At 49.3% G+C, this 24,072-nt stretch carries 14 protein-coding genes and 1 other RNA gene; 10 read left to right on the forward strand and 5 right to left on the reverse strand.

Going from position 1 to position 24,072, the window contains the following annotated elements; translation table 11 throughout:
• Positions 1 to 497: 497 nt before the first annotated feature.
• The 9 genes from AACS05_RS17855 to AACS05_RS17895 all read left to right on the forward strand — a co-directional run bounded on the left by AACS05_RS17855 (position 498) and on the right by AACS05_RS17895 (position 20,066).
• Entirely contained in the window at positions 498 to 11,690 is an 11,193-nt protein-coding gene (locus AACS05_RS17855) for a BapA/Bap/LapF family large adhesin (protein ID WP_045446398.1), read from the forward strand.
• A 93-nt stretch (positions 11,691 to 11,783) separates the two neighbouring features.
• Positions 11,784 to 13,193 (forward strand): TolC family outer membrane protein, encoded by a 1,410-nt coding sequence (locus AACS05_RS17860; protein ID WP_045446410.1) that lies wholly within the window; start codon positions 11,784 to 11,786, stop codon positions 13,191 to 13,193.
• Positions 13,190 to 15,376 carry a type I secretion system permease/ATPase gene (locus tag AACS05_RS17865; RefSeq protein WP_045446413.1) on the forward strand — a complete coding sequence of 729 codons (2,187 nt, stop codon included), beginning with the start codon at positions 13,190 to 13,192 and terminating at the stop codon, positions 15,374 to 15,376. The genes AACS05_RS17860 and AACS05_RS17865 overlap by 4 nt, the downstream gene beginning before the upstream one ends.
• 7 nt (positions 15,377 to 15,383) lie before the next feature.
• Entirely contained in the window at positions 15,384 to 16,547 is a 1,164-nt protein-coding gene (locus AACS05_RS17870) for an HlyD family efflux transporter periplasmic adaptor subunit (protein ID WP_136345271.1), read from the forward strand.
• A gap of 72 nt (positions 16,548 to 16,619) precedes the next feature.
• Positions 16,620 to 16,982: a transfer-messenger RNA gene (gene ssrA / locus AACS05_RS17875) on the forward strand.
• Between the two features lie 157 nt (positions 16,983 to 17,139).
• Positions 17,140 to 18,360: an integrase domain-containing protein gene (locus AACS05_RS17880; protein WP_045446419.1), complete on the forward strand. Its 1,221-nt coding sequence runs from the start codon at positions 17,140 to 17,142 to the stop codon at positions 18,358 to 18,360.
• A gap of 157 nt (positions 18,361 to 18,517) precedes the next feature.
• Positions 18,518 to 18,925: a hypothetical protein gene (locus AACS05_RS17885; RefSeq protein WP_045446422.1), complete on the forward strand. Its 408-nt coding sequence runs from the start codon at positions 18,518 to 18,520 to the stop codon at positions 18,923 to 18,925.
• Positions 18,925 to 19,158 carry a hypothetical protein gene (locus AACS05_RS17890; RefSeq protein ID WP_045446425.1) on the forward strand — a complete coding sequence of 78 codons (234 nt, stop codon included), beginning with the start codon at positions 18,925 to 18,927 and terminating at the stop codon, positions 19,156 to 19,158. Before AACS05_RS17885 ends, AACS05_RS17890 begins: the two co-directional genes overlap by 1 nt.
• Positions 19,159 to 19,409: 251 nt before the next feature.
• The gene (locus AACS05_RS17895; protein ID WP_081918219.1) at positions 19,410 to 20,066 is read left to right on the forward strand and encodes a hypothetical protein; all 657 of its coding nucleotides are present in this window, start codon (positions 19,410 to 19,412) and stop codon (positions 20,064 to 20,066) included.
• Positions 20,067 to 20,364: 298 nt separating this feature from the next.
• Here AACS05_RS17895 and AACS05_RS17900 read toward each other — a convergent pair whose 3' ends face one another.
• The 5 genes from AACS05_RS17900 to AACS05_RS17920 form a co-directional block, all read right to left on the reverse strand.
• The gene (locus tag AACS05_RS17900) at positions 20,365 to 20,829 is read right to left on the reverse strand and encodes a hypothetical protein (RefSeq protein WP_045446428.1); all 465 of its coding nucleotides are present in this window, start codon (positions 20,827 to 20,829) and stop codon (positions 20,365 to 20,367) included.
• A 180-nt stretch (positions 20,830 to 21,009) separates the two neighbouring features.
• Positions 21,010 to 21,414 (reverse strand): hypothetical protein, encoded by a 405-nt coding sequence (locus AACS05_RS17905; RefSeq protein ID WP_045446431.1) that lies wholly within the window; start codon positions 21,412 to 21,414, stop codon positions 21,010 to 21,012.
• A complete protein-coding gene (locus AACS05_RS17910) occupies positions 21,407 to 21,757 on the reverse strand; it encodes a hypothetical protein (RefSeq protein WP_045446433.1) in 351 nt (116 codons plus the stop codon). The genes AACS05_RS17905 and AACS05_RS17910 overlap by 8 nt, the downstream gene beginning before the upstream one ends.
• Positions 21,747 to 22,031, reverse strand: coding sequence for a hypothetical protein (locus tag AACS05_RS17915; RefSeq protein WP_144243082.1), 285 nt, complete (start codon positions 22,029 to 22,031; stop codon positions 21,747 to 21,749). The genes AACS05_RS17910 and AACS05_RS17915 overlap by 11 nt, the downstream gene beginning before the upstream one ends.
• Positions 22,032 to 22,035: 4 nt before the next feature.
• Positions 22,036 to 22,215, reverse strand: coding sequence for a hypothetical protein (locus tag AACS05_RS17920; protein WP_045446438.1), 180 nt, complete (start codon positions 22,213 to 22,215; stop codon positions 22,036 to 22,038).
• A gap of 336 nt (positions 22,216 to 22,551) precedes the next feature.
• On the opposite strand from AACS05_RS17920, the gene mobQ reads away from it, so the two are divergent.
• A complete protein-coding gene (gene mobQ / locus AACS05_RS17925; RefSeq protein WP_052369292.1) occupies positions 22,552 to 23,844 on the forward strand; it encodes a MobQ family relaxase in 1,293 nt (430 codons plus the stop codon).
• Positions 23,845 to 24,072 lie beyond the last annotated feature (228 nt).

The following is a 24,072-nucleotide window of genomic DNA, read 5'->3' on the forward strand; positions in this document are numbered from 1 at the left end:
TTATAGTTTATTTTTGCTGAATCGTTAAAATCCCAAATACACCGTTCTCTTTTTATTGCCCCTCATAGCTTAATAAAATAAAACATCAAGCCACCACCATCTTATTTCCACCGATGAATAACATTATTATTACTGGTGTTTATTACATATCTTTCCGACTCAGCAGATAAAACCAAAAAACCTTAAAATACAATGCAATATGAAAACATCCGTACTCAAACAACCTTTAATTAGTATCTACCTGAATTATCACCATATGTTTTTAATATGTAGAAGTTGCAGAATACTTTCTTTGTGACTATATCATCTAATACGAAAGAACTATCTGACCACGGGGCCAGGATTAATTTTATATAAGCAGCTGACATCATTACGACCTAACCAATGAAATTACATGTGTAAATTCATCTTCATGATGAACGGGGCACCTGTCTGCTCATTATTCCCAGCGCGCCGTTGCGAATTAATACTCCCGGCCAGCCATCAGGAGTGAACATATGCGTCTACTCGCCGTTGTATCAAAATTGACTGGTGTCTCCACAAATATTGAAGCCTCTGAAGTTACGCTCAGTACACCGTCTGTCGTGAAGCTGTCCGTTCAACGTGAGGACATCAGTCAACTGACTCGTATTAATCAGGATCTGGTTGTCACACTCCGCTCAGGCGAAACCATCACGATTAAAAATTTTTACGTCGCAAACGGTAATGACAAAAGCCAGCTCGTTCTCGAAGATAACAACGGCGCACTGTGGTGGGTTCAGGATACCGATGGCGCATTCCACTTTCAGCACATTGATGACCTGACACCGCTGATGACAGCGGAAGGCAGTCATGAAGGCGGAGCTGTCTGGCCCTGGGTTCTCGGCGGCGTCGCGGTTGCGGGGGGCATCGCCCTCGCTGCAGGCGGAGGCGGTGGTGGAGGTGGCGGCGGTGATAGCGGGAATAACGCTGGCAACGGAAATGGCAACGGCGGTAATGGTGACAGCGATGGTGATGGCGGTGCGCCGCCGACAACGACGCCAGCAACACCAGATGTGCCCGTTATTACCAGCGTAACAGATGATCAGGAGCTTATTACTGGCATCGTAAATCAGCAGGAATCCACCAACGATAGTACCCCTACTCTTCAGGGAACCGGCCCCGCGAACACTACTTTGCATATTTTCGACAACGGCACTGAAATTGGCCAGGTCACTATTGATGCCAATGGTAACTGGACATTTACGCCTTCATCTCCTCTCGCGGATGGTACTCACGAGTTCATGGTCAGTGCATCGAACAATGCGGGCAGCAGTGAAATGTCTGAAGTCTGGGAGATTATCATCGACACCGTCTCCCCTGATGCGCCAGTAGTCAGCCAGGTAACCGACGATGCAGATTCCATTACCGGACCTGTCAACAATAACGCCGTGACTAACGACGACACGCCAACCCTCTCCGGTACCGGTGAAGCCGGCAACTTCATCAGCATTTCTGATAATGGCATCCTGATTGGCATGACCCAGGTTGATGAGAATGGCAACTGGACTTTTACGCCGGATATACCGCTGAGCGAGGGCATCCACAATCTGACGGTCACGCAAACCGACGCTGCAGGTAACGTGAGTACAGAAACCTCCGTACCAACATTTACCGTCGATATCACCCCACCGTTAGCCGCAACAATTTCCGGTATTAATCCTGAAGGTACAACGGTAACCGGCAACGCGGAAGCCGGTAGCAAAGTCATGATTATTGGTAGCAATAACCAGTTGCTCGGCTCAGCCATCGTCGAGCCAGGCGGAAATTTCTCTATTAATATTTCACCATCGCAGACACATGGCGAATCACTTACGGTCAGGATTCAGGACGAAGCGGGCAACGTTGGTCCGGAGACGCAATTCAACGCTCAGAACTCTGGCTATCCGGGTGTACCGGTTATCGTCAGCGTGATGGATGACGTCGCACCGTCTACCGGAACCTTGAGCAACAATCAGGCTACTAACGACGCTACACCTACCCTTTCCGGAGCCGCAGAAGCCAACAGTACAGTTAAAATTTATAACAACGGTACGCTTATCGACAATGTGCTTGCAGACGGTAGCGGCAACTGGAGTTGGACGTCCGGCATGCAGTTGCCAGATGGTCCGTACGCTTTCACTGTCACCGCGACTAACCAGTCGGGTACAGGGGGAATGTCGCCAGCATTCAACATAAATATCGACACTCAGCCACCATCACCTCCGGATGATCTGAGCGTATCAACTGATGGATCCGTCGTCACAGGAACGGCCGAGCCAGGCAATACTGTGGTTATTACCGATGGCAACAGTAATCAGATAGGTAGTGGCGTCGCCGGACCGGATGGTTCTTTTACCATTACGATTACCCCGCCGCAGACCAATGGCGAAACGCTAACGGCCATCGCAACCGATCCGGCAGGAAACCCGAGCCAGCCAGAAACCGCGCTTGCACCGGATACTACCGCCCCACTGCCGCCTGGCAATTTGCTGATCACTCCTACTGGCGACCAGGTCTCCGGCACGGCAGAGCCCAACAGTACAGTGCATATACTGAATCCGGCCGGCGACATCATTGGTACAGCAACAGCCGGCGTTAACGGGGAGTTTACCGCAACGCTGGTTCCGCCACAGATTAACGGAGAGAAGCTTGCCGCTAACGCCACTGATGCGGCTGGCAACACAGGTGAAAATGCTAATGTCACCGCGCCGGACACCACGGCGCCTGATGCACCAACAGGTGTAACCGTCGCCGGGGATGGTGGTTCGGTGAGTGGTCACGCTGAGGCGGGTAGCACCATCACCATCAAAAACAGCAATGGCATTGCTATTGGCACTGGCCAGGCAGACAGCGGGGGGAATTTCACCGTGCCGATCTCGCCGTCACAAATCAACGGTGAAACGGTAAAAGCCACCGCAACGGACAACACAGGAAACGAGAGCAAGCCGACCACTGCGCTTGCCCCGGACCTCACTGCGCCAGACCAGCCCGTTATCATTGCCGTCATAGACAATGTTGCCGAGATCGTCGGCAACATCGATAACAATACGCTCACTAACGACGACAAACCGGAAATCAAGGGCACCGCCGAGGCCGGTTCTCAGGTCAAAATATATGATAATGGCGTACTGCTGACGACCGTTACCGCCGATATCAACGGTAACTGGAACTACACACCAACCACCTCACTGGGTCAGGGTGCGCACGTATTTACAGTGACGGCGACGGATGCCGCCAACAATACCAGCAGCGCCGCAAGCTGGAAAATTATTGTTGATAGTGTTGCTCCAACCGTACCGGTCATTACCCTCATAAGCGACGACGTCGGCACTATCACCGGTAACATCGCGAATAACGGCTGGGTGACCAATGACAGTACACCCACTATCTCTGGGACCGGTGAGCCTGGCTCTCTGGTGACGCTGTATGATGGCAGCCTGCTGATGACAGTGATACTTATCGATAAATCAGGTACCTGGAGCTATACCGTACCAGCGGACAAAGCGCTCAGCGACCGCGATCACCATTTTAAGGTGACAGCCACAGATGCAGCCGGTAACGTCGTCACCTCACAAACCATCGTCACTGTTACCGTTGATACTCAGGCCCCTGGAGCCCCCACTATTTCGACCGCCACAGACGACGTCGGAAATGCGCCAGTCGATCTGCCTTCTGGTAGCCGTTCAAACGACAACCTGCCGCTACTGAAAGGCACCGGAATAGTTGGATCCACCATCACTATTTACGACGGTGCTACCCCGATTGGAACGGCGACAGTCATCACGGGAGGGAGCTGGAGTTTCCAGGTTAGCCAGCCTCTCAGTGAAGGCCCCCACAATCTGTCTGCTATCGCGACAGACACAGCGGGCAATGCCAGTAACGCCGGAAATTTCACGCTGACTATTGATACCACACCACCCGCAGCCCCCGTCATCACTTCTGCGGAAGGCCTGATTGGCAGTGATACGAAAACGTTGAGTAACGGGGGCAGCACGAAGAGTACCGAACCAAAACTGTCCGGAACCGGTGAGGCTGGTGCGACAATTACTATTTTTGATAATAGCGGTCCCATTGGCACCGCCCTCGTGAAGCCCGATGGAACCTGGACATTTACGCCTCCCACTCCCCTGTCGGATGGCCCACACAAATTCACCGCAACGGCTACCGACATTGCGGGCAACTCGGGGATCCCGTCAGCAGGCTTTACTCTGACGGTGGATAATCAGCCGCCGGTGAGGCCCGCTCCACCGACGATGACTGATGATACCAACCCGATAACCGGAATTATCACCAACGGTACCACTAACGATACCACGCCAACCTTCAGCGGGACGGGGAGTGCCGGGGATCGTATTTCCATTTTCCTTAATGGCAATACTACACCGCTGGGTGAAGTGACGGTCGGTGCAGATGGCAGCTGGAGTTATACGCCAACCACCCCAGTCGCTCAGGGTAATTACCAGGTGACTATCACGGCAACCGATCCGGCAGGAAATGTCAGCTTACCATCGGATCCTGTCCTACTGAACATCGATACAACACCGCCTGCACCTCCGGTGATTATCGCCGCCAGTGATGACGTCGGTAACGTCAAAGGCGATATCGGTCCCAGTGCCGTGACCGATGACACGACACCGACCATTCGTGGAACCGGTACTACCGGAGACACCATCACCCTGTATAACGGCAGCACGGTTATCGGCACCACTACTGTCGTTAACGGCGAATGGAGCATCACTCCCGGAATGGCGCTGGCAAACGGAAACTATACCCTGAACGCCATCGCAACCGATGTGGCTGGTAACGCCAGCGGCAGCTCAAACAGCATCTCGTTTACGGTAAACAACACAACATTGGCCTCGCCACTGGTAACAGATATTCAGGATAACGCCGGCGTTATTACGGGTTCGCTTGGTAACGGAAGCGTCACGGATGATACGACCCCCACCATTAGCGGAACCGGCACTCCCGGCAGCACCGTATTAATTTATGATGGCAGTAATCCTGTCGCTATTGCTACGGCAACTGTTGGCGCGAATGGGAACTGGAGTGTTGAAGTTACTCTCTCCGCTAACGCCTCTCACACACTGACTTTCGGCGCACAGGATGCCGCAGGTAACGTGCTACCAGCAGGGAACGCTGTCACCTTAACTGTCGACACTCTGGCACCCGACGCACCTACAGTCACCAGCGTAGATCCAAACGGTACGCTGGTTATCGGTAAAGCCGAAGCGGGCAGTACCGTTATCATTCGCAGCGGTACTACGGTTCTCGGCCAGGGGATCGCAGACGGTTCCGGAAATTATTCCGTCACCCTGTCACCGGCGCAAACAACAGGTCAGGCATTGAACGTCATCGCCCAGGATCCCGCGGGTAATCAGAGCGGTCCAACCTCTTTTGCAGCCGCCACTTCCAGTGTACCGCACCCGCCAACTCTTGAAATCGTAGATGATATCGCTCCCGGCGTTGGCGTCATTGGTAACGGTAAAACCACCAACGATACCCAACCGCTACTGCAAGGAGGCGCGACTGCTGGCGCAACGGTCAATATATTTCAAAATGGGATCCTGCTGACCACAGTGACTGCCGATGCCATTTCTGGCGCATGGAGTTATCAACTGCCTACAATCCTGGCGGAAGGTACAACCTATAATTTTACTGTGTCACAAACTGTTGGCGGTACTGACAGCGGTCTGTCACCCAACTACGCCATCACCATCGACAGCACCGCCCCGCTGGCGCCGACCATCACCAGCATCATAGACGACATCTCACCGGGCGCAGGATCGTTAGATAAGGGGCAAATGACTAACGACTCGCGCCCAACCTTAAACGGAACCGGTGAAGCTGGCGCCACTATCACCCTCTATGATAAAGGTGTTGCGATTGCCACAACCACGGTAAACAGCAGCGGATTCTGGAGCTTTACCCCGACAAACTCGCTGGGAGAAGGCGAGCATATTTTTACCGTGCGCGCGACTGACGCAGCAGGCAATCAGGGAGATGAGTCTACGGACTTCCGGATTATTGTTGATACTTTGATCCCGGACGCCCCATCCATTGTGACGGTAACGGACGATGTTGGCACTCCCCAGACGCTTACATCAGGACAGTCAACCAACGATAGTACGCCAACGCTCAACGGCGTTACCGAGCCTTATTCCATTGTCACTATTCGCGATAATGGCGCGGTAATTGGCACTGCCACCAGCGACGAAAACGGCAACTGGAACTTTACGCCGCCATCTTCACTCAGCGAAGGCAGTCATTCGTTGACCGCAACCGTCACGGATGGTGCTGGTAATATCAGCCCGGCGACGCCACCGTTCGTCCTGATTGTAGACACACTACCACCCGCCGCGCCGCTTATTACCTCAGTAATTGACGATCAACCCGGCAGCACATCGCTGACAAACGGGCAACTGACCAATGACGCGCAACCTACGCTGAACGGTACAGGGGAAGTTGGCTCCACCATCACGATCCGCGATAAAGGCGTTGATATCGGCACGGCCCTGGTCGATGAGTCAGGTAACTGGAGCTTCACACCGGATAACGCGCTGAGTCAGGGGCAGCATGTATTTACCGCCGTTGCTACTGACAAGGCGGGTAATACAGGCGGTTCCTCCTCGTCCTTCACCCTCGAACTGGATTCCCTTGCCCCGCAGGCACCGGTCATCAGTACAGTGCAGGATAATACGGCTCCCACAACAGGCCCGATTAATAATGGTCAGACAACGAACGAAACCCGCCCGGCATTGAGCGGTACTGGCGAAATTGGCGCAACTATTACTGTCCTGAGTGACGGTCAGCCAATCGGCACCACCACCGTAGGCGCTGGTGGGACCTGGAGTTTTACCCCCACAATAGCGCTGGGCAATGGTACGCATACGCTGACCGTAACCGCCACCGACAGCGCAGGCAACACCAGCCCTGCATCTAACAGTTTTACGCTCACGGTTGATACCGTATCGCCAACCATGCCCGCCATCACTCAGGTCGTCGATGACGTCGGCCCGATAACCGGTATTCTGAGCAACGGCCAGGCCACAAACGATGCACTCCCCACACTTAGCGGCACCGCTGAGGCCAATTCAACGGTCAAAATTTACGATAACGGATCGCTTATCGGTACGGTTTCGGCAGACGGGAATGGAGTCTGGAATTTCACCCCCGGGACCGCACTTGGTAACGGCAATCACACACTGACCGTGACTTCAACGGATGCCGCCGGAAACGTCAGTCCCTCGTCGGCCGGGTTTGGTATCATCGTTGATACCATCCCCCCTCTTGCGCCCACGATTATTGAAGCTTTCGATGACGTGCAGCCAGGAACCGGTACGCTGTCGAGCGGTGCGTTTACCAATGACACTCGTCCTGTTCTGAGCGGTTCAGCGGAGGCCAGTGCGCGAGTCGCCATTTACGACAATGGCACACTGCTGTTTACGGTAACAGCGGCAATAGATGGCACCTGGGAATATCTGCCAGCTACCCTGAGTAATGGCCAGCACGTATTTACCGCCATCGCCACTGACGCCGCCGGAAACGTCAGCTCTGCCTCCGCCGGGTTTATTATCAATGTCGACACGGTCCCGCCTTCAATACCACAGCTAATCACGGTGGTGGATGATGTTGCAGGCGGTGCGTTTAATGTGGCGCTGAGCAACGGGCAACTGACTAATGATGCCCGTCCAACGCTAAACGGCACCGCCGAAGCGGGCAGCACCGTTAGTATCTATGACGGTGGTACACTGCTCGGCACCGCGCTCGTGCAAAGCAATAACAGCTGGTCGTTTACGCCAGGCACACCGCTTGCTAACGGTTCACATACCTTCACTGTGACCGCCACCGATGCCGCGGGAAATACCAGCGGCGCGACAGCCGGGTTTACCGTTATCGTGGACATTACTGCTCCGGCGCAACCATCAATTAGCAGCATTATTGATGATGTGGGACCAAACACAGGGGTAATTGGCAACAACCAGGTCACCAATGACGCGCGCCCGACATTAAACGGCACCACGGAAGCCAATGCCCGGGTCGATATTTATGACAACGGCAACTTTGTCATCAGCGTGACGGCAGACGGAAACGGCAACTGGAGTTACACCCCACCCACAGCGCTGACTCAGGGTGCGCATGCCTTTACTATCACGGCAACGGATACCGCAGGAAATACCAGCGGGACATCGTCTGCCGCCGCGATAGTGGTCGATACCCTCGCTCCGGGCATTCCTACCGGACTGGTGATTAACGCCAACGGCACCACGTTAACAGGTGTTGCTGAAGCAAACAGTACAGTAATCATCACCTCAAGTAGCGGAACCGTACTCGGCACCGCAACGGCCAATGCATCCGGCAACTTTACTTTCATCCTTAACCCACCGCAGATCAGTGGGCAAACGCTGCTGGTTAGCGCACAGGATGCGGCAGGCAACATGGGTTCGCCAGGTAGCGCGCTGGCTCCGTTTACAGGCGTGCCACCTGCTCCTGTTATTTCCAGCGTATTTGATGATATAGGTACGATAACTGGCGCAGTCGCCGCCGGGAAAACCACCAATGATACCCGCCCGACGCTTAGCGGAACGGCGCAGGCTAACGTCGTCGTCAGCCTCTACAATAATGGGGTATTGATGGGCACAACGACTGCTGACGGTAACGGACTCTGGAGCTTTACCCCTGGCAGTGCACTCAGCGAAGGCAACCACGCATTTACCGCCAGTGCGGCAAATGCCAACGGTTCAGGCGGTTTATCCGGCGCATTCAGCGTCATCGTGGATACCACGCCACCGCCAGCACCAACGGTCCTGATCAGTGCCGATGGCGGAACCATCAGTGGTATCGCCGAAGCGGGAAGCACCGTCACCATCTCCCTGCCTGGTGGTGGCAGCGTAACGGCTATCGCCAACAGCAGCGGTGTATACAGCGTAACCCTGCCGGTTCGCCAGATTGAGGGCCAGTCGTTGTCCGCCACCGCAACCGATGCGGCTGGCAACACCTCATCACCGACAAGTGTTATCGCCCCGGTATTGCCACTGTTGGCCGAAGACAACGTCACCCGGCTGGCATTACAAACCGATGTCACCATCACCAATGAGCACAAAAGCGATTATGGTTTTCTGTTGGTGGATGCACTGGGAACAGTGGCTAACGTGCTGGGGAACAACACGGCCGCCGTCAATTTCAGCATCCAGTCTGGTGGCAGTGGTTCCGTCACCATCAACGCTGCCGCAACCGGCATTGTGCTGTCACTGCTGAGCACCATGGAGATCGTTATCCAGCGCTTTGACACCGCGCTCAACGCCTGGGTTACGGTAGTCGATACCTCAAAACCCCAGTTTGCCGATCTGCTAACGCTCGGTGCTTCAGGAGTGACGCTCAACTATGATGGATTGACAGGCGGGGATTACCGCGTAGTCAGCTACAACACCAGCCTGCTGGCTACCGGTGCCTATACCAGTCTGGATGTTGCGGTGGTGAAAACCAGCGCCGGAAACATCACCGGTGGCTTGACGGAATCCGGCAACATCATCACAGATACCGACCCCACCAACGGACAGGATAACGCCCCTTCCGGTACCCGGGTGACCTCGATTACCGATGGCAACGGGAATCTGGTGAACATCCCCGCGGGTGGAGCCGATATTCAGGGTAAATACGGCATCCTGCATATTAACCAGGACGGTAGCTATACCTACACTCTCACCAACACATCGGCATCGGTCTATGGGCGTTCCGAAAGCTTCACCTATACGCTGACTCACGGTAATGATCACTCTTCGGCAAAATTAGTGGTCACACTAGGTCAAAGCCCTGCAACCAGCACCGTAACGGCTGCGGATGATGTAGCCTCACTGACCTACGGGACGGAAGTCAGCGCGGTCGACCATGGACCGTCAAAACAAACCGGCTTCACACTCGCGAATATCGGCCTGGGTAATGTTCTGGACGTCAGTCTGGTAAACGGCCTGACCAACCCGATCAAATTCAACGTTGATGACGGTGCCACCCGCACGCTGACGATTCAGGCTGATGTTCTCGGCGTTACGCTTGGCGGTTTTGATCTCTACGTCTACCGTTTCAATGAGACAATCCAGCAGTATGAGCAATATCGGGTACAACCAAACTGGGTCACCGCGCTGTTAGGCGGCAGCTCTACGGCATATACCATCACGCTGCCTGGTGGCGACTATTTGTTCCTGCTTAACGCCTCAGGCGGCCTGACCCTGCTGACAAGCTATACCCTGAATATTCAGGCGGATCACACCTACGCAGTAGACAGTCTGAGCGCCTCAACCAACGGCAACATTCTGGCTAATGACTCGGCTCCGGCCAATACGGTCATCACTGAAGTGAACGGCGTCACGGTCAATGCCACGGGCACCACGCGCATTGACGGGCAGTACGGTACGCTGATAATCGATGCGAAAGGCAATTACACCTACACGCTGAAAAGTGGATTGGGCGCAGACAGCATCAATACGCCGGACAGCTTTGTCTATACGGTAAAAGCACCAAACGGCGATACCGGCAGCGCGTCGCTGAACATCAAGGCGACGCCACAGGCGCTGGATGCCGTAAATGACATCAGCAGCCAGATGGCGGTCACCACACTGCAGGACACCTCTCAGCCGTTTACTGATACCAGCGTAGGGAATGCCAGTTGGAACACTTTGCTGGTGCCAAGCTCGAAAAGCGGCACTGGCACCATCGAGGTGGCAGCGGGTACAGCGGTGCAGAACGTCGTGCTGCACTTTAACGTGGCATCCGGGCTAACGCTTGGCGGGCTGAATGTCGTCTGGGCGTTGTACGACAGCAAAGGCGTTAAGGTGGCCGGGGATTCATTCAACGGTGGGTTGTTGCTCGGCGGCAACATTGATATCGCCCTGAACGGGCTCGTGCTGCACGCAGGGAACTATCGTCTGGACTATACCGGTAGCGTCGGTGCACTGGGTGTGGGTTCCATTACCATCACGCCGAGTGTCAAAGGCTCGGTAGTCGACCTCGATAACTTCGAAACTTCCGGCGTGAATAACGTCACAGGCAATATCTATGACGGGGACCATATTGCCAGCGTGCATACCCTGCTGACGGTGAATGGCGCAGGCGGCAGCACCGCTACGCTGGATCCGCTGGGAAGCAGTACCGCCAGCGCTACCATCAATGGATTGTACGGCAAACTGACCATCGGGATTGACGGCCATTACACCTATACCCTCAACAATGATGTCTCTCTTGCGACGATCACCAACAAAGAGACATTTACCTACACCCTGAACGACCAGAAAGGCCATACCGATACTGCCACGCTGACCATCGACATGAATCCGCAGGTCGTGAGCACCGCCGATGCCGATCGTCTTATCGGCAGCGCATATGGCGATACGCTGATTTATCACCTGCTCAGCGCCAACGATGCGACCGGTGGCAACGGAACAACGGACACATGGACTAATTTCTCACTGGCGCATGGAGACAAAATCGATATCGGCGACCTGCTGGTCGGCTGGAACGGGCAAAACGCCACGCTCGGCAATTATCTCTCCGTTTCCACCAATGGTAACAACACGGTGGTTTCTATCGACCGCGACGGTACGGGCGCAACGTATCACTCGACTAATCTCATTACTCTGGAGAACGTACACACCACGCTCGACGAGCTGATCCAACAAAACCACATTGTGACCTGAAATCAGTACCGTAACGCCATAACTACAGCCCCGGATGCCATGACGTCCGGGGCAATAACAGCCGTCACAGCCGTATTTTGAAAGGGATAAACTATGAGACGTGTCGCCCCTGTCGCTTTACTGCTGGCATTAACGCTCTGTTCCTTATGGGTTAATGCCGAAGATGAACCTCAAGTTATTACGCCGGAAGGGCTGGCCACCAGCCAGATGCTTCCCTCTCTCGATGGTTCCATGGCCGAACTACCGCTTAGCGCCGCCGCGCCCGGCAATCTGACGCTTAGCGATGCGGTAAGCCGCGCTGTAAGCTGGCACCCCTCTATTCGTGAATCCATCGGTAAACTGCTCTCACAGAATGAGCAGATCGACGTGGCGAAATCGAAATATTATCCGCAGGTCACTGCCGGAATGAACAACGGATACAGCAATACCTATAACGATCACGGTTTCAGCCCGTCACTGGTGATCTCGGTATCACAAATGCTGTACGACTTCGGCAAAGTAGCAAGCCAGGTCCGGGCTGAAACCGCCGGGGCCGCTCAACAACAGGCAAACGTATTACTCAGCATTGATACCGTCGCCCACGCCACCGCAAACGCCATTGTCCAGGTTCAGGCGTGGCAGCAAATGGTCGATGCCGCCGAAGAGCAGCTCGTCGCCCTGAACGGCATTGGCAGGCTGACCCGGGAACGCAATAATGAAGGGGCGACGTCGCAGTCAGACGTGGTACAAACTGACGCGCGTATTGAGTCTGCTCGCTCACAGCTGGCGCAGTATCAGGCTAACCTCGACAGCAGCAAGGCGACGCTGATGAGTTTTCTCGGCTGGAACTCACTCAACGGCATCAGCAATGAGTTCCCGGTCAAACTGGACAGCAGTTGTGATGTGGCAAAACCGGATGACCGGCTGGTTCCAGCCGTACTCGCGGCATGGGCACAGGCAAACATCGCACAGGCAAACCTGGACTACGCCAATGCGCAAATGACACCGACCTTCTCTCTGGAGCCCTCTGTTCAGCATTACCTTAATGACAAGTATCCCAGCCATGAAGTACTCGACAAAACACAGTACTCAACGTGGGTAAAAGTTGAGATGCCGCTGTATCAGGGCGGCGGCCTCACAGCCCGGCGCAACGCCGCCAGCCATGCGGTAGAGTCCGCACAATATTCCATCCAGCGCACCCGACTCGACGTACGTCAGAAATTACTAGAGTCCCGTAGCCAGGCGATGAGTCTCGCCAGCGCCCTGCAAATTCTGCGCCGCCAGCATCAGCTGAGCGAACGTACGCACGAACTTTATCAGCAGCAGTATCTCGACCTCGGTTCACGTCCGCTGCTCGACGTACTGAATGCAGAACAGGAAGTGTATCAGGCCCGTTTTGCCGAGCTACAGACCCAAAGTCAGCTTCGTCAGCTTCAACTGAACTGCCTCTACAACACCGGATCGCTACGTCAGGCGTTCGCCTTAAATAACCGCAGCATCCAGTCGGTGGAGATACAGCTATGAGCCAGGTCGACCCGCATACCGAAGATGTCATTGGAGAACCGACTCTCAGCCAATGGGCGCAGGCGATTACCCACATTGCCGGCCACTACCGCGTGACCTGTTCACCCGGTGCAATTCAGGCCAACGCCCCGTGGTTTGCTGGTAAAAACAGGTCTCTCGCCCTGACGCAACTGGCCCGACAGGCGGGGTTGTCATTTCATACACTGGATACCACAAAACAGGTATTCAGCCAGTGGCGTTTACCGGTAGTGGCTGAACTTCGCGACGGCCAAATTATGGTGATAGAACATTTCAACGGCGAAGATACGCTGGATGTGTTTATCATTGCCGAAGAGGGACAGCGCAATCGGTTGACTGTTACGGAACTGCTGCCGGAAATCCACACCATCACCGCATTGCGCCCATTATCAGCGCTGAAAGACAGTCGGGTAGATCGCTACATTTCGCGCTTTAAGCCTGACTGGATGCGTGAACTGGTGTTAAAGGACATCCGTCCTTACCTGCCGGTAATGATCGCCGCATTTCTGATTAACGTCCTGTCGCTCGCCGGGATTATCTTTTCCATGCAGGTCTATGACCGGGTGATCCCTGCCCAGTCATATCCTACGTTGTATGTTCTCTCAACCGGCGTACTGGTCGCGGTACTGTTTGGCTTTTTACTCCGCGAAGCGCGCACCCATATTATGGATCTGCTCGGTAAACGCGCTGACATGCGGATTTCAGATCGCGTGTTCAGCCATGCCTTGCGGCTGCGCAACAGCGCAGTGCCTCGCTCAACGGGAAGCTTTATTTCCCAGCTACGCGAGCTGGAGCAGGTACGTGAGATGATCACCTCCTCCACCATGTCGACCATTGTTGATCTGCCCTTTTTCTTTCTGTTTATTGTCGTGCTGGCATGCATTGCCCCACCGCTGGCGTGGATAGCTCCTGTCGCCGCCATTCTGATGATCCTGCCGGGATTGCTGTTACAGAAAAAACTGTCGGTGCTCGCCAACCAGGCTGCTCACGAATCCACTCTACGTAACGCCGTGCTGGTCGAGAGCGTACAGGGGCTGGAAGACATCAAACTGATGCAGGCGGAGAACCGCTTTTTGCAGCAGTGGAACAGCTACATCCGCATTACCGGAGAGTCCGGTCTGCGCACCCGCAAGCTGACACAGGGACTGATTGGCTGGGGAATGTCGGTACAAAGTCTGGTCTACGCGGCAATCATTATGTTCGGCGCACCGATGGTCATTGAAGGTACGATGACCACCGGGGCCGTGGTGGCGGCCTCCATGCTCGGCTCACGGATGATCGCCCCAATGGCTAACCTGTGCGGCGTGCTGGCACGCTGGCAGCAGGTCAAAGCGGCGAAGATGGGTCTGGACAGCATTATGCAGTTGCCCACTGAAACCCAGCACGATGAAAACCGGGTACATCAGGAGATCTTTCATGGCCACTATCTGTTTGAAAATGCGCATTTTCGCTACCACAGTGAGGACCAGCGCGTACCGCTGCGCATCTCTCGCCTGGAAATCATGCCAGGAGAACGGGTCGCCATCCTCGGACGTAACGGCGCAGGGAAATCCACTCTGCTACAGGCAATGGCAGGCGGCATAGACATTATTCAGGGCGATGTCCGGCTTGATAACCTGAGCCTGGCGCAAATCGATATGGCTGATTTACGCAGAAACATCGGATTTCTCAGCCAAAACGCGCGACTGTTTTTCGGGACGCTGCGCGAGAACCTGACCCTCGGCGCACCACATGCCAGCGATGCGCAGATATTTGACGCACTGGAAGTCAGCGGCGCAGCAGCATTTGTGAAGCAGCTCGCCAAAGGGCTGGCTCACCCTATTATGGAGGGTGGCAACGGTCTCTCCGGCGGGCAGCGACAGTCAATTCTGCTGGCAAGAATGCTTCTGAGATCCCCCAATATCGTACTGCTCGACGAGCCAAGCGCATCGCTGGATGAACACACCGAGCGAGAGTTTATTCAACGACTGAACCTGTGGCTGGGCAACCGCACGCTGGTTGTCGCCACCCATCGCGTTCCGGTTCTCGAACTTGTCGAACGCGTGGTGGTGTTAAAAGAAGGTCAACTGGTAATGGATGCCCCGAAAGCACAAGCGCTGAATGCAAGCCGGGCTCCCACACAGACTCACGGTCGGGAGTGGAAAAATGAAAACCAATCCGCATGATGCCGCCATGGACGACCTCGATATCCGCCGCGAACACCGTTTTTCCGGTGCCAGCAGTATTATTCTGCTCAGCACACTGCTGTTTGCGGTATTAGCGATATGGGCGTATTTCGGCAAACTGGATGAAGTTTCCACCGGTAGCGGGAAAGTGATCCCCAGCTCGCGTGAGCAGGTGTTGCAGTCGCTCGACGGCGGTATCCTCGCAGAACTGACAGTGCGCGAAGGAGATAAAGTGCAAGCCAATCAAATTGTGGCTCGTCTCGACCCGACCCGTTCTGAATCAAACGTTGGTGAAAGCGCAGCCCGATTCCGCGCCTCGCTGGCCTCCAGCGCAAGGCTCAATGCCGAAGTCAACGATCTACCGCTGACATTTCCCGACTCGCTAAAAGCCTGGCCGGAGCTTATCGCCACCGAAACCCGCTTGTATAAAAGCCGTCGGGCACAACTTGCCGACTCGATGGTGGAACTGCAGGATGCGCTGGTATCAGTGAATAAAGAGCTGGCGATCACCCAACGACTGGAGAAAAGCGGAGCCGCCAGCCATGTGGAAGTGCTGCGCCTGCAGCGACAAAAAAGCGATCTGGGGCTGAAAATCACCGACCTGCGCTCGCAATATTACGTGCAGGCGCGTGAAGCACTGTCAAAAGCGAACGCAGAAGTGGATATGCTCGCATCTATTTTGAAAGGACGCGAGGATTCTGTTACCCGCCTGACGGTGCGTACCCCCATGCGCGGCATCGTGAAAAACATCCAGGTCACCACCATTGGCGGCGTAATTCCGCCTAACGGCGAAATGATGGAGATCGTGCCAGTGGACGATCACCTGTTGATTGAAACACGCCTGTCACCGCGCGACATCGCATTTATCCATCCCGGCCAGCGGGCGTTGGTGAAGATCACAGCCTATGACTACGCCATTTATGGCGGGCTGGAAGGTGTGGTTGAAACCATCTCACCGGATACTATCCAGGACAAAGTAAAACCGGAAATTTTCTACTACCGTGTTTTTATCCGCACCCACCAGGACTATTTGCAGAACAAACTGGGACGTCATTTCTCTATCGTTCCGGGTATGATTGCCACAGTGGATATAAAAACAGGTGAAAAAACCATCGTCGACTATTTAATCAAACCGTTTAACCGCGCAAAAGAAGCGCTGCGCGAGCGGTAAATCGTTGAGGATAAGGGGTTGCAGGGGCTGGTCACGCATGTCACAAGTCTGTTATACTTACTGCAACACATTGGGGCTGATTCTGGATTCGACGGGATTTGCGAAACCCAAGGTGCATGCCGAGGGGCGGTTGGCCTCGTAAAAAGCCGCAAAAAAATAGTCGCAAACGACGAAAACTACGCTTTAGCAGCTTAATAACCTGCTAAGAGCCCTCTCTCCCTAGCTTCCGCTCTTAAGACGGGGATCAAGAGAGGTCAAACCCAAAAGAGATCGCATGGATGTCCTGCCTGGGGCTGAAGTGCTAAAACTAATCAGGCTAGTTCGTTAGTGGCGTGTCTGTCCGCAGCTGGCGTGCGAATGTAAAGACTGACTAAGCATGTAGTACCGAGGATGTAGGAATTTCGGACGCGGGTTCAACTCCCGCCAGCTCCACCAATTTTTAGTAAAATGACGTCTACTAAGGCCGCATTCCACAAGGGTTTGCGGCCTTTTTCATGTCCAGTGAAGTCTACTGAGAATTGCTAGAAACCACTCCTTATGGCACCCTCCTATTATCCCTCGTCGATGAGGGAGTAAAAACGAGGGAGCAAAAATGCCGAAGGTAGCAACAAAACTCACTGACACAGAGATCAAAAAGGCCAAGCCCACAGAGAAAGAGTTCACGCTATGGGATGGAGATGGCTTGTTCCTGCGTATCAAACCAAGTGGCAAAAAAATCTGGCACCTCGGCTATACCGTTCCTTTAACCAAGAAACGGGCCAAAATGAGTCTTGGGTTCTATCCCTACCTGACACTTGCTCAAGCAAGAGCGCTACGGGATGAATACCTCTCTTTGCTTGCACAGGGTATCGATCCCCAATCCCACAATGAGCAAAAAGCTCAAGCGCTCAAAGATGCCACTGAACACACATTCCAAACAGTAGCGAAAAAGTGGCTTGATGAAAAAATTAAAACATCAGGCATATCGCAAGATCACGCCAAGGATATCTGGCGTAGCCTTGAACGAAACATCTTTCCCACTTTAGGGGATATTCCCATTAAAGAGATCCGCCCCAAAATGTTAAAACAACATCTTGACCCCATAGAACAAAGGGGCGTACTCGAAACCTTACGGCGTATAATTTCCCGACTCAACGAAATTTTTCGCTATGCCGCGACAGAAGAACTCATCGAGTTCAACCCTGCAGATAACCTCACACAGCGTTTCAGCAAGCCAAAGAAGCAAAACATGCCAGCTCTCCCCCCCAGCGAGTTACCAAGGTTCATAGTGGCTTTAGCAAACGCATCTATACGCTTAGAAACACGCCTGCTAATTGAATGGCAACTTCTTACATGGGTTCGCCCCGGAGAGGCTGTCCGTGCTCGTTGGACTGACATCGACGAAGAGAACCGATTCTGGAACATCCCCGCTGAGTTCATGAAAATGAAACGGCCCCACAAGGTTCCATTGAGTAAAGAAGCTATGCGTATTCTTGAATCCATGAAACTAATCAGCGGTCATCGTGAGTGGATTTTCCCCAGCATCAAAGCTCCTCTTAGCCATATGCACGAGCAAACAGCTAACGCAGCGATCATCCGCATGGGTTTTGGCGGTGAACTGGTGGCACATGGTATGCGTTCTATTGCCAGAACAGCCGCAGAGGAATCCAGTAAGTTCAGAACAGAAGTTCTTGAAGCAGCCCTCGCTCACTCTAAAAAAGATGAAATCATTGCGGCATACAACCGTGCAGAATATTTAGCCGAGCGTGCCGAGTTAATGCAATGGTGGAGTGATTACGTCCAATCCCAAAAATACAAAATCATTGCAGCATAGATTTTATTGTCCCATACTTACTATGTATCTTTGCTACTCTGATCTTTACAGAGTCTGACACTCAGCAGTGCTGCTGAAAAGGTCTGAGGTAAGTATCAAACATGTTATCATTCACGCGCATGCAAAATTTTAATCTATTTATTTAAAGGTATAAATTGTGCCTGAATTTAAAATACTTAATCATGTAATAGATTATATGGAATCAACAGGTTCAACGAGTAAGTTAGTGACTTTATCTGTTGACCAAGAGCTTTTAGAAGAGATAAACGCAGAAAACAAAACTTCATATACACTTTCCGACTTAGAAAAAGCTACGGATAAATGCTTGGCGCATGAGTGGCTTGAGCATACATCACTTGGAGGTAAAAAATACGGACATTTACGAATCACTCCAAAAGGTGTTGGTGCGGCAAGGTCAAAACGTAAGTCAGAAGAACAAAAAGCTTCTCGGAGCTTCTTTAAAAAGGTATCTGATTACGTTGAAGATCATAAAGGGTTATTTGTTGTTTTAGGGTTTTTATTAGCCTTAGCAACATTTTCACTAAAATTTTTGGGAGTAAATTAATGAAAGATAAAAGTTTCTCTGTAGAACTCAAGTGTTTATTTTGTGATTGCCCTTTAGAAGGAGATGCTACAAAAGAATATGTTTCTGGGGACATGCTTGAATGTCAGAATTGCCATGAACTTAATGATTATGATGCCTTAATCGACGTCGCAGCCGAAGAAGGTAAAGGGCTCGCAACTGAATATGTAAAGAAAGAGATGGAAAAGATTCTGAAGGGTGTATTCAAAAAGTAAATGTTAAGTTGTATTAGTTCAGATTTGACCTAACAGAGTTATAGCAGAGAGCAGAACCTAATCTGACAGGCAGTTCTGTGCCAGAAGCAGGTGTTAAACATTGTCAATTGGCAGTAGTAGAATAATTGGTATGTTCAATGACTCCCATTAGATTATGTCCAAGAGAATTAAAAAGTTAACTTCAGTTATAGGTTGATTTTGATGTATAGTTATATCCATATTTTTGTAAATTTACTAAGGGATGAATTATAATGGCTTTTTTGATCGAGATTAGTAATTTTTTAAATAGCATTCCTGAATGGTTGTCATCGTTTATTACTGCTTTAATTGGCGCGTTTGTTGGTGGCTGGTTTACTCTAAGAGGCGTTGACCGCGAGGCAAAGATTACCCGTGCAGAGGCTGAAAAGAACTCTCTTGAGTTGCAGTTGTCTGTATTAAAAGGAATTAAGGGAGAGATTTTTACTTTAATCAGTTTGTATAACAAAAGAATGCAAAATCATATTGATAGCATTGGGCCGGGAAAAACACTGCTTATTAATTTCCCTGTTGGAGATGATAACTTTACATTTTATGAGCAAAACGCAAAGATCATTGCAAACCTTAATGACGCAGCAAGAGATTCAATAATTAATATTTACACATATGCGCGTTCATTAATACAGTCCTTTAAAGGAAACAACCAGCTTGTTGTAGACTACGAAAAAATCCTTTTTGACATGGCTGATAATAATAAAAATAAAGATATGTATGAAAGATTGTACGCTGCAAAAATTGAAGTAATGGTGGATTATGCGCAAGGAATAAAAAATATTGATGCAGAGCTTAGGCATGCTATCAATGAGGGATTTAATGTTATTAATCAAGAAATAGCTGCACTACAAGTAAAATTAACAAATTTAGAGCTATAATAATTACTTCCGCTCCTCGCTCAAAGCAGACTGCCAGATTTGATTGTGTGCTGTCAGTGAAAACAGTCAGATCAAGTCTGAGCTAATACAGTTAAGTACAAATTTTTGTATTCATTTTTCACTTAGACTCAGCACATATCGAAAATATTATTATAAAGAGTTTATCAGGTGGGATGGCTCACTACGTGAACCACCCACCTATGCAAAGGTTATTTTTCAACGTGTCATCAAGAACAATAGCGGAACCCTTAAAAGGGAACCCCCGCCATTCTTCTTGACGTCCTAAATATAGGAGTTGTCATTTAGCCTTATTGGAGACATTGCGGCGTTCCATGAATAATTTATAACGTTCATCAACTTCCTTTTGAAACTTTTCAGCGTCAAATGTATCAGTCTCTATTTTTATTTTTTGTTTTACCCCTTCATCTAATCTTTTGTTCTCTTTCAACCTTTCCTTTTCTGCCAATATAAGCTTATAGTATTTCAGTTTAATATTAAAACTTCCTTTTACTAACTCATTAGCATCAAAGTCTATTTTGTACTTTCGTAGAAGCCTCAATATATTATCTATTGTCATTTTTTTAGCTTCCTTTTGTATTCTATCTCCTTCATAATCTTTTTTCCTTCTTCCATGCTTTAACCAATGTTTAAATTTATACATATTGTAATGTTGCCACTGATAGATCTCAGCGGCATATATTACGGAAAGCATACAAGCAATAAAAAATACAATCATAAAAACGGCACATATTAAATAATACATATACTAACCTCTGCCCTTTCTTCTATACTGCTCCTTTATTAAGGCTATGTTATATTTTTTAGCATTCTGTATGCTTACACTCGCAGACTCTTTAGCCGCGACGAAACAGCAAGATACAACAGCAGAAATAAGAGCAACAAAAAAAGCAACAACAGCAAAACCCCATAACGCCCCCATATATCACTCCTCTTTAATATTTTTAATAGCCATATCTATTCTTTGTTTAACAAAATCTTTAAATACATAAGATATTATTTTTGCGTCTTCATTAATATCTAACTCGTCTTTTTTTTCGAAATATAGATCAGCACCTATTAGTTCATCGCTTTGTATATCTAACATTTTGCTAGCCAATGATATTTTAATAATGTTTAATATTTCAAAATCAAGGCTTGGTCTTTCGTGTTTATTTAGAAGAATCAAAGGATGAAAATGTTTTTTCCTTTTCATTTCTTGCATGTCATTATCAAAATCTATCATTAAAAAATGCAAGCAAGTAAAAGACGTATCATAGAAATTCAGGCGGTTCATCATATCCGCCGAACCCTCGCGTAGAGGGTTCGGGTTAGGTCTTATGTTATTCATCCGTTTTACTCCTTTTTTTATTGTTTTTTATCTTCCATTCGTTAAGCTTCTTATCTCCTTCCGCTCTCAAAAACTCGCGCTGATCATATATTCTTTTTAAGACCATATTATTAGTTAACGCGCCAACTAATAAAGGAATATCATTAGAAAAATCTAACTCGGCAGATAACTCTATTCTATTTTCTCTAACTATTCTTAGTAGTTCAGCGCCAAGCTTTATTTTTATAGCTGCATCAGCTTTTCTTTTTTCAGCTCTCATCTCTTGTTCCATCCTATTTAATAAGTTAGATTTTTGTTCAAGTTCTTTTTTTACTTTATTATACTTCTCTATATTAAAAGCCATCTTTAAACCTCTCTTTTATTTCAGTAATCATTATAGTTAAAAACATAATCAATAAAATCGGTGATGTGATTACAAAACCTATTAATAAAACTATCACCGCGCCAACTACAGACATTAAATCAAACACATTACTAAATATATTTTCCCTTCCTTTATATTCAGTTAAACCATTCCAAACGCTTCCATTTACTTCATTTCCATCATCTTCACAACTTAAAGGAATAGTTATTGTGCCATTATCTAAATCATCGTAATCATTGTTATTGTCATTCATTTTATCAGTCATCTCCAAGAGTGCTGTAATAAACAGTAAAATCACTCTCATAAGAAAAAAGATCATAAGTTATAAATAAACTCGTACTATAAACAAGATTATTATTTTCACTCTGTAGCTTTTTAAGAATCAACTTAACAAGATCTGATGCTGCAACTTCTATCTTTTTATCAATATTATTCATATTCCACCTCTTTTATTTCCTTTTTTTATGTTATATGTATTTTAAGTAATATACTTATTTATTAATGTAAAGCGCATCTTTGGATTATTTATTCATTAGCGCACCTTTCCAGATAATAGGTCTATGTGCAGCGGCTATTTGAGTTTTGCTAAAAACTACAATAGCGCACTTATACATTCTTCGAATGTGTGCGCCCCATTTCATGGGGTTTATTAACTCATAAAATGAAAAGTGGCATTCGCTTCATGATTAATATTACTTAATGGCTTTAAAAAAAAGCAAATATATTTTTGATTTTTATTTAAATATATGTGATTTCAGATAAAGAGGTAAAAAATGGCAATATTTCATATGAGCGCCCAAACCATAACCCGCGCAAAGGGGCATAGTAGCGTAGCTGCGGCAGCTTATCGCCACGGTGAAAAATTAACAGATGAACATACCGGAGAGATCCACGACTACAGCATAAAGAAAGGCATTTCGGATAGTGTGCTATTAATCCCTGATGGCGCAGATCAAAGATTTTTGAAAGCAGAATATTTATGGAACACTATAGAGAAAAGCGAAAAAAGAAAAGACGCGCAGTTAGCACGTGAGTTCAATATTGCTCTCCCTTCTGAAATGAGTAATGAGCAAAAAAAGGCGCTGGCAATAGATTTTTGTAATGAAAACTTCGTTAAAAATGGAATGATTGCTGATATAGCCTTCCACAAACTCGATAGCGACAACCCGCATTTTCACGTAATGCTAACTACTCGCCGCCTTACTCCTGACGGTGCGGGATTCGGTCAGAAGGAAAGGAAATGGAACGATAAAGAACTGTTAGAGCAATGGCGCAAAAGCTGGGCAGACACGACGAATGAGCACCTGCGCAAGGCTGGCATCGATGCACGTATCGATCACAGATCATTGAAAGAACAAAAAGCAGAGCTTGATGCTATCCTCCCCCCTCTCAGAACGGTTGAGCAAGAGGCGCAGTCTATCAGCTTAGACAGACCGCCGACTATCCATAGAGGCCATAGCCGCAATCCAGAGCGACAAGCACGCTTTGACGTGCTCCAAGAAATGAAAGTATCACAAGAGGTAAAAGCACTTAACCACATTGAACAGAAACAGCTTAAGCCCTCGCCGCTGGCTCCTGCTTCCTCCCCTGCCGCATCTTTGCAAGATGCTACACAAGGAGGCAATGAAAACAACCCGCAAAATAAACTCGACGAAGTTAACGAATATCTTCAATCTGAACTCAATAAAGCAGATCTTAATGCGGATAATGAAATCAAAGTTCACACTACTAAAAATAATAGTAAAAGTAGTTCAGCAGCAGCTATAGGTTCAACATCAAATATTAATTTAACCGATGAGAAGGTAGATAAGAATCTACACTTAACAGAAGCACAAAAAGAAGAGTTAGAAGATTTAGAAAATAAAGAAGCAGCAGCTAAGAAAAAGGCTTATCTGATGAGTAGCGCTGCTGTGCATGAACTTTCTCAAGATAACAAAACACAGTCAAAAAGTGAGTTTAAAAATAAGCTTCATACAGCTAAACAGTCATTATCATTCACTGAACAGCGATTTAATGAAGAACGTGAAGCATATGAGAACAGAAGAAACAGACCAATACCGCTCTAAGTATTTTGCTCACTTTTTATACTCAATGAATATTTCAGCATTAGATTTTTTTTAACTAATTGATAGGTTTGATTTATTTTCACTTGTCATCATATTGTTTATATCGATCAAAACCCAAAAAAATGATAGTCAAAAACTATCACAAACAACTTATCGATCGATTATAACAATTAAAACACCGATCGATAAAGGCACTTCAATCGATAAAAACTATCAAAATAAGATAAT

Source organism: Citrobacter sp. S-77 (assembly GCF_963864895.1).
In the GTDB taxonomy this organism is placed as follows: domain Bacteria; phylum Pseudomonadota; class Gammaproteobacteria; order Enterobacterales; family Enterobacteriaceae; genus Citrobacter; species Citrobacter murliniae.

Excerpts from the sequence above, each read along its gene's own strand:
- AACS05_RS17855 (WP_045446398.1), top strand. The coding sequence starts at position 498 with ATGCGTCTACTCGCCGTTGTATCAAAATTGACTGGTGTCTCCACAAAT.
- AACS05_RS17860 (WP_045446410.1), top strand. The coding sequence starts at position 11,784 with ATGAGACGTGTCGCCCCTGTCGCTTTACTGCTGGCATTAACGCTCTGT.
- AACS05_RS17865 (WP_045446413.1), top strand. The coding sequence starts at position 13,190 with ATGAGCCAGGTCGACCCGCATACCGAAGATGTCATTGGAGAACCGACT.
- AACS05_RS17870 (WP_136345271.1), top strand. The coding sequence starts at position 15,384 with ATGGACGACCTCGATATCCGCCGCGAACACCGTTTTTCCGGTGCCAGC.
- AACS05_RS17880 (WP_045446419.1), top strand. The coding sequence starts at position 17,140 with ATGCCGAAGGTAGCAACAAAACTCACTGACACAGAGATCAAAAAGGCC.
- AACS05_RS17890 (WP_045446425.1), top strand. The coding sequence starts at position 18,925 with ATGAAAGATAAAAGTTTCTCTGTAGAACTCAAGTGTTTATTTTGTGAT.
- AACS05_RS17895 (WP_081918219.1), top strand. The coding sequence starts at position 19,410 with ATGGCTTTTTTGATCGAGATTAGTAATTTTTTAAATAGCATTCCTGAA.
- AACS05_RS17900 (WP_045446428.1), bottom strand. The coding sequence starts at position 20,829 with ATGTATTATTTAATATGTGCCGTTTTTATGATTGTATTTTTTATTGCT.
- AACS05_RS17905 (WP_045446431.1), bottom strand. The coding sequence starts at position 21,414 with ATGAATAACATAAGACCTAACCCGAACCCTCTACGCGAGGGTTCGGCG.
- AACS05_RS17910 (WP_045446433.1), bottom strand. The coding sequence starts at position 21,757 with ATGGCTTTTAATATAGAGAAGTATAATAAAGTAAAAAAAGAACTTGAA.
- AACS05_RS17915 (WP_144243082.1), bottom strand. The coding sequence starts at position 22,031 with ATGAATGACAATAACAATGATTACGATGATTTAGATAATGGCACAATA.
- AACS05_RS17920 (WP_045446438.1), bottom strand. The coding sequence starts at position 22,215 with ATGAATAATATTGATAAAAAGATAGAAGTTGCAGCATCAGATCTTGTT.
- mobQ (WP_052369292.1), top strand. The coding sequence starts at position 22,552 with ATGGCAATATTTCATATGAGCGCCCAAACCATAACCCGCGCAAAGGGG.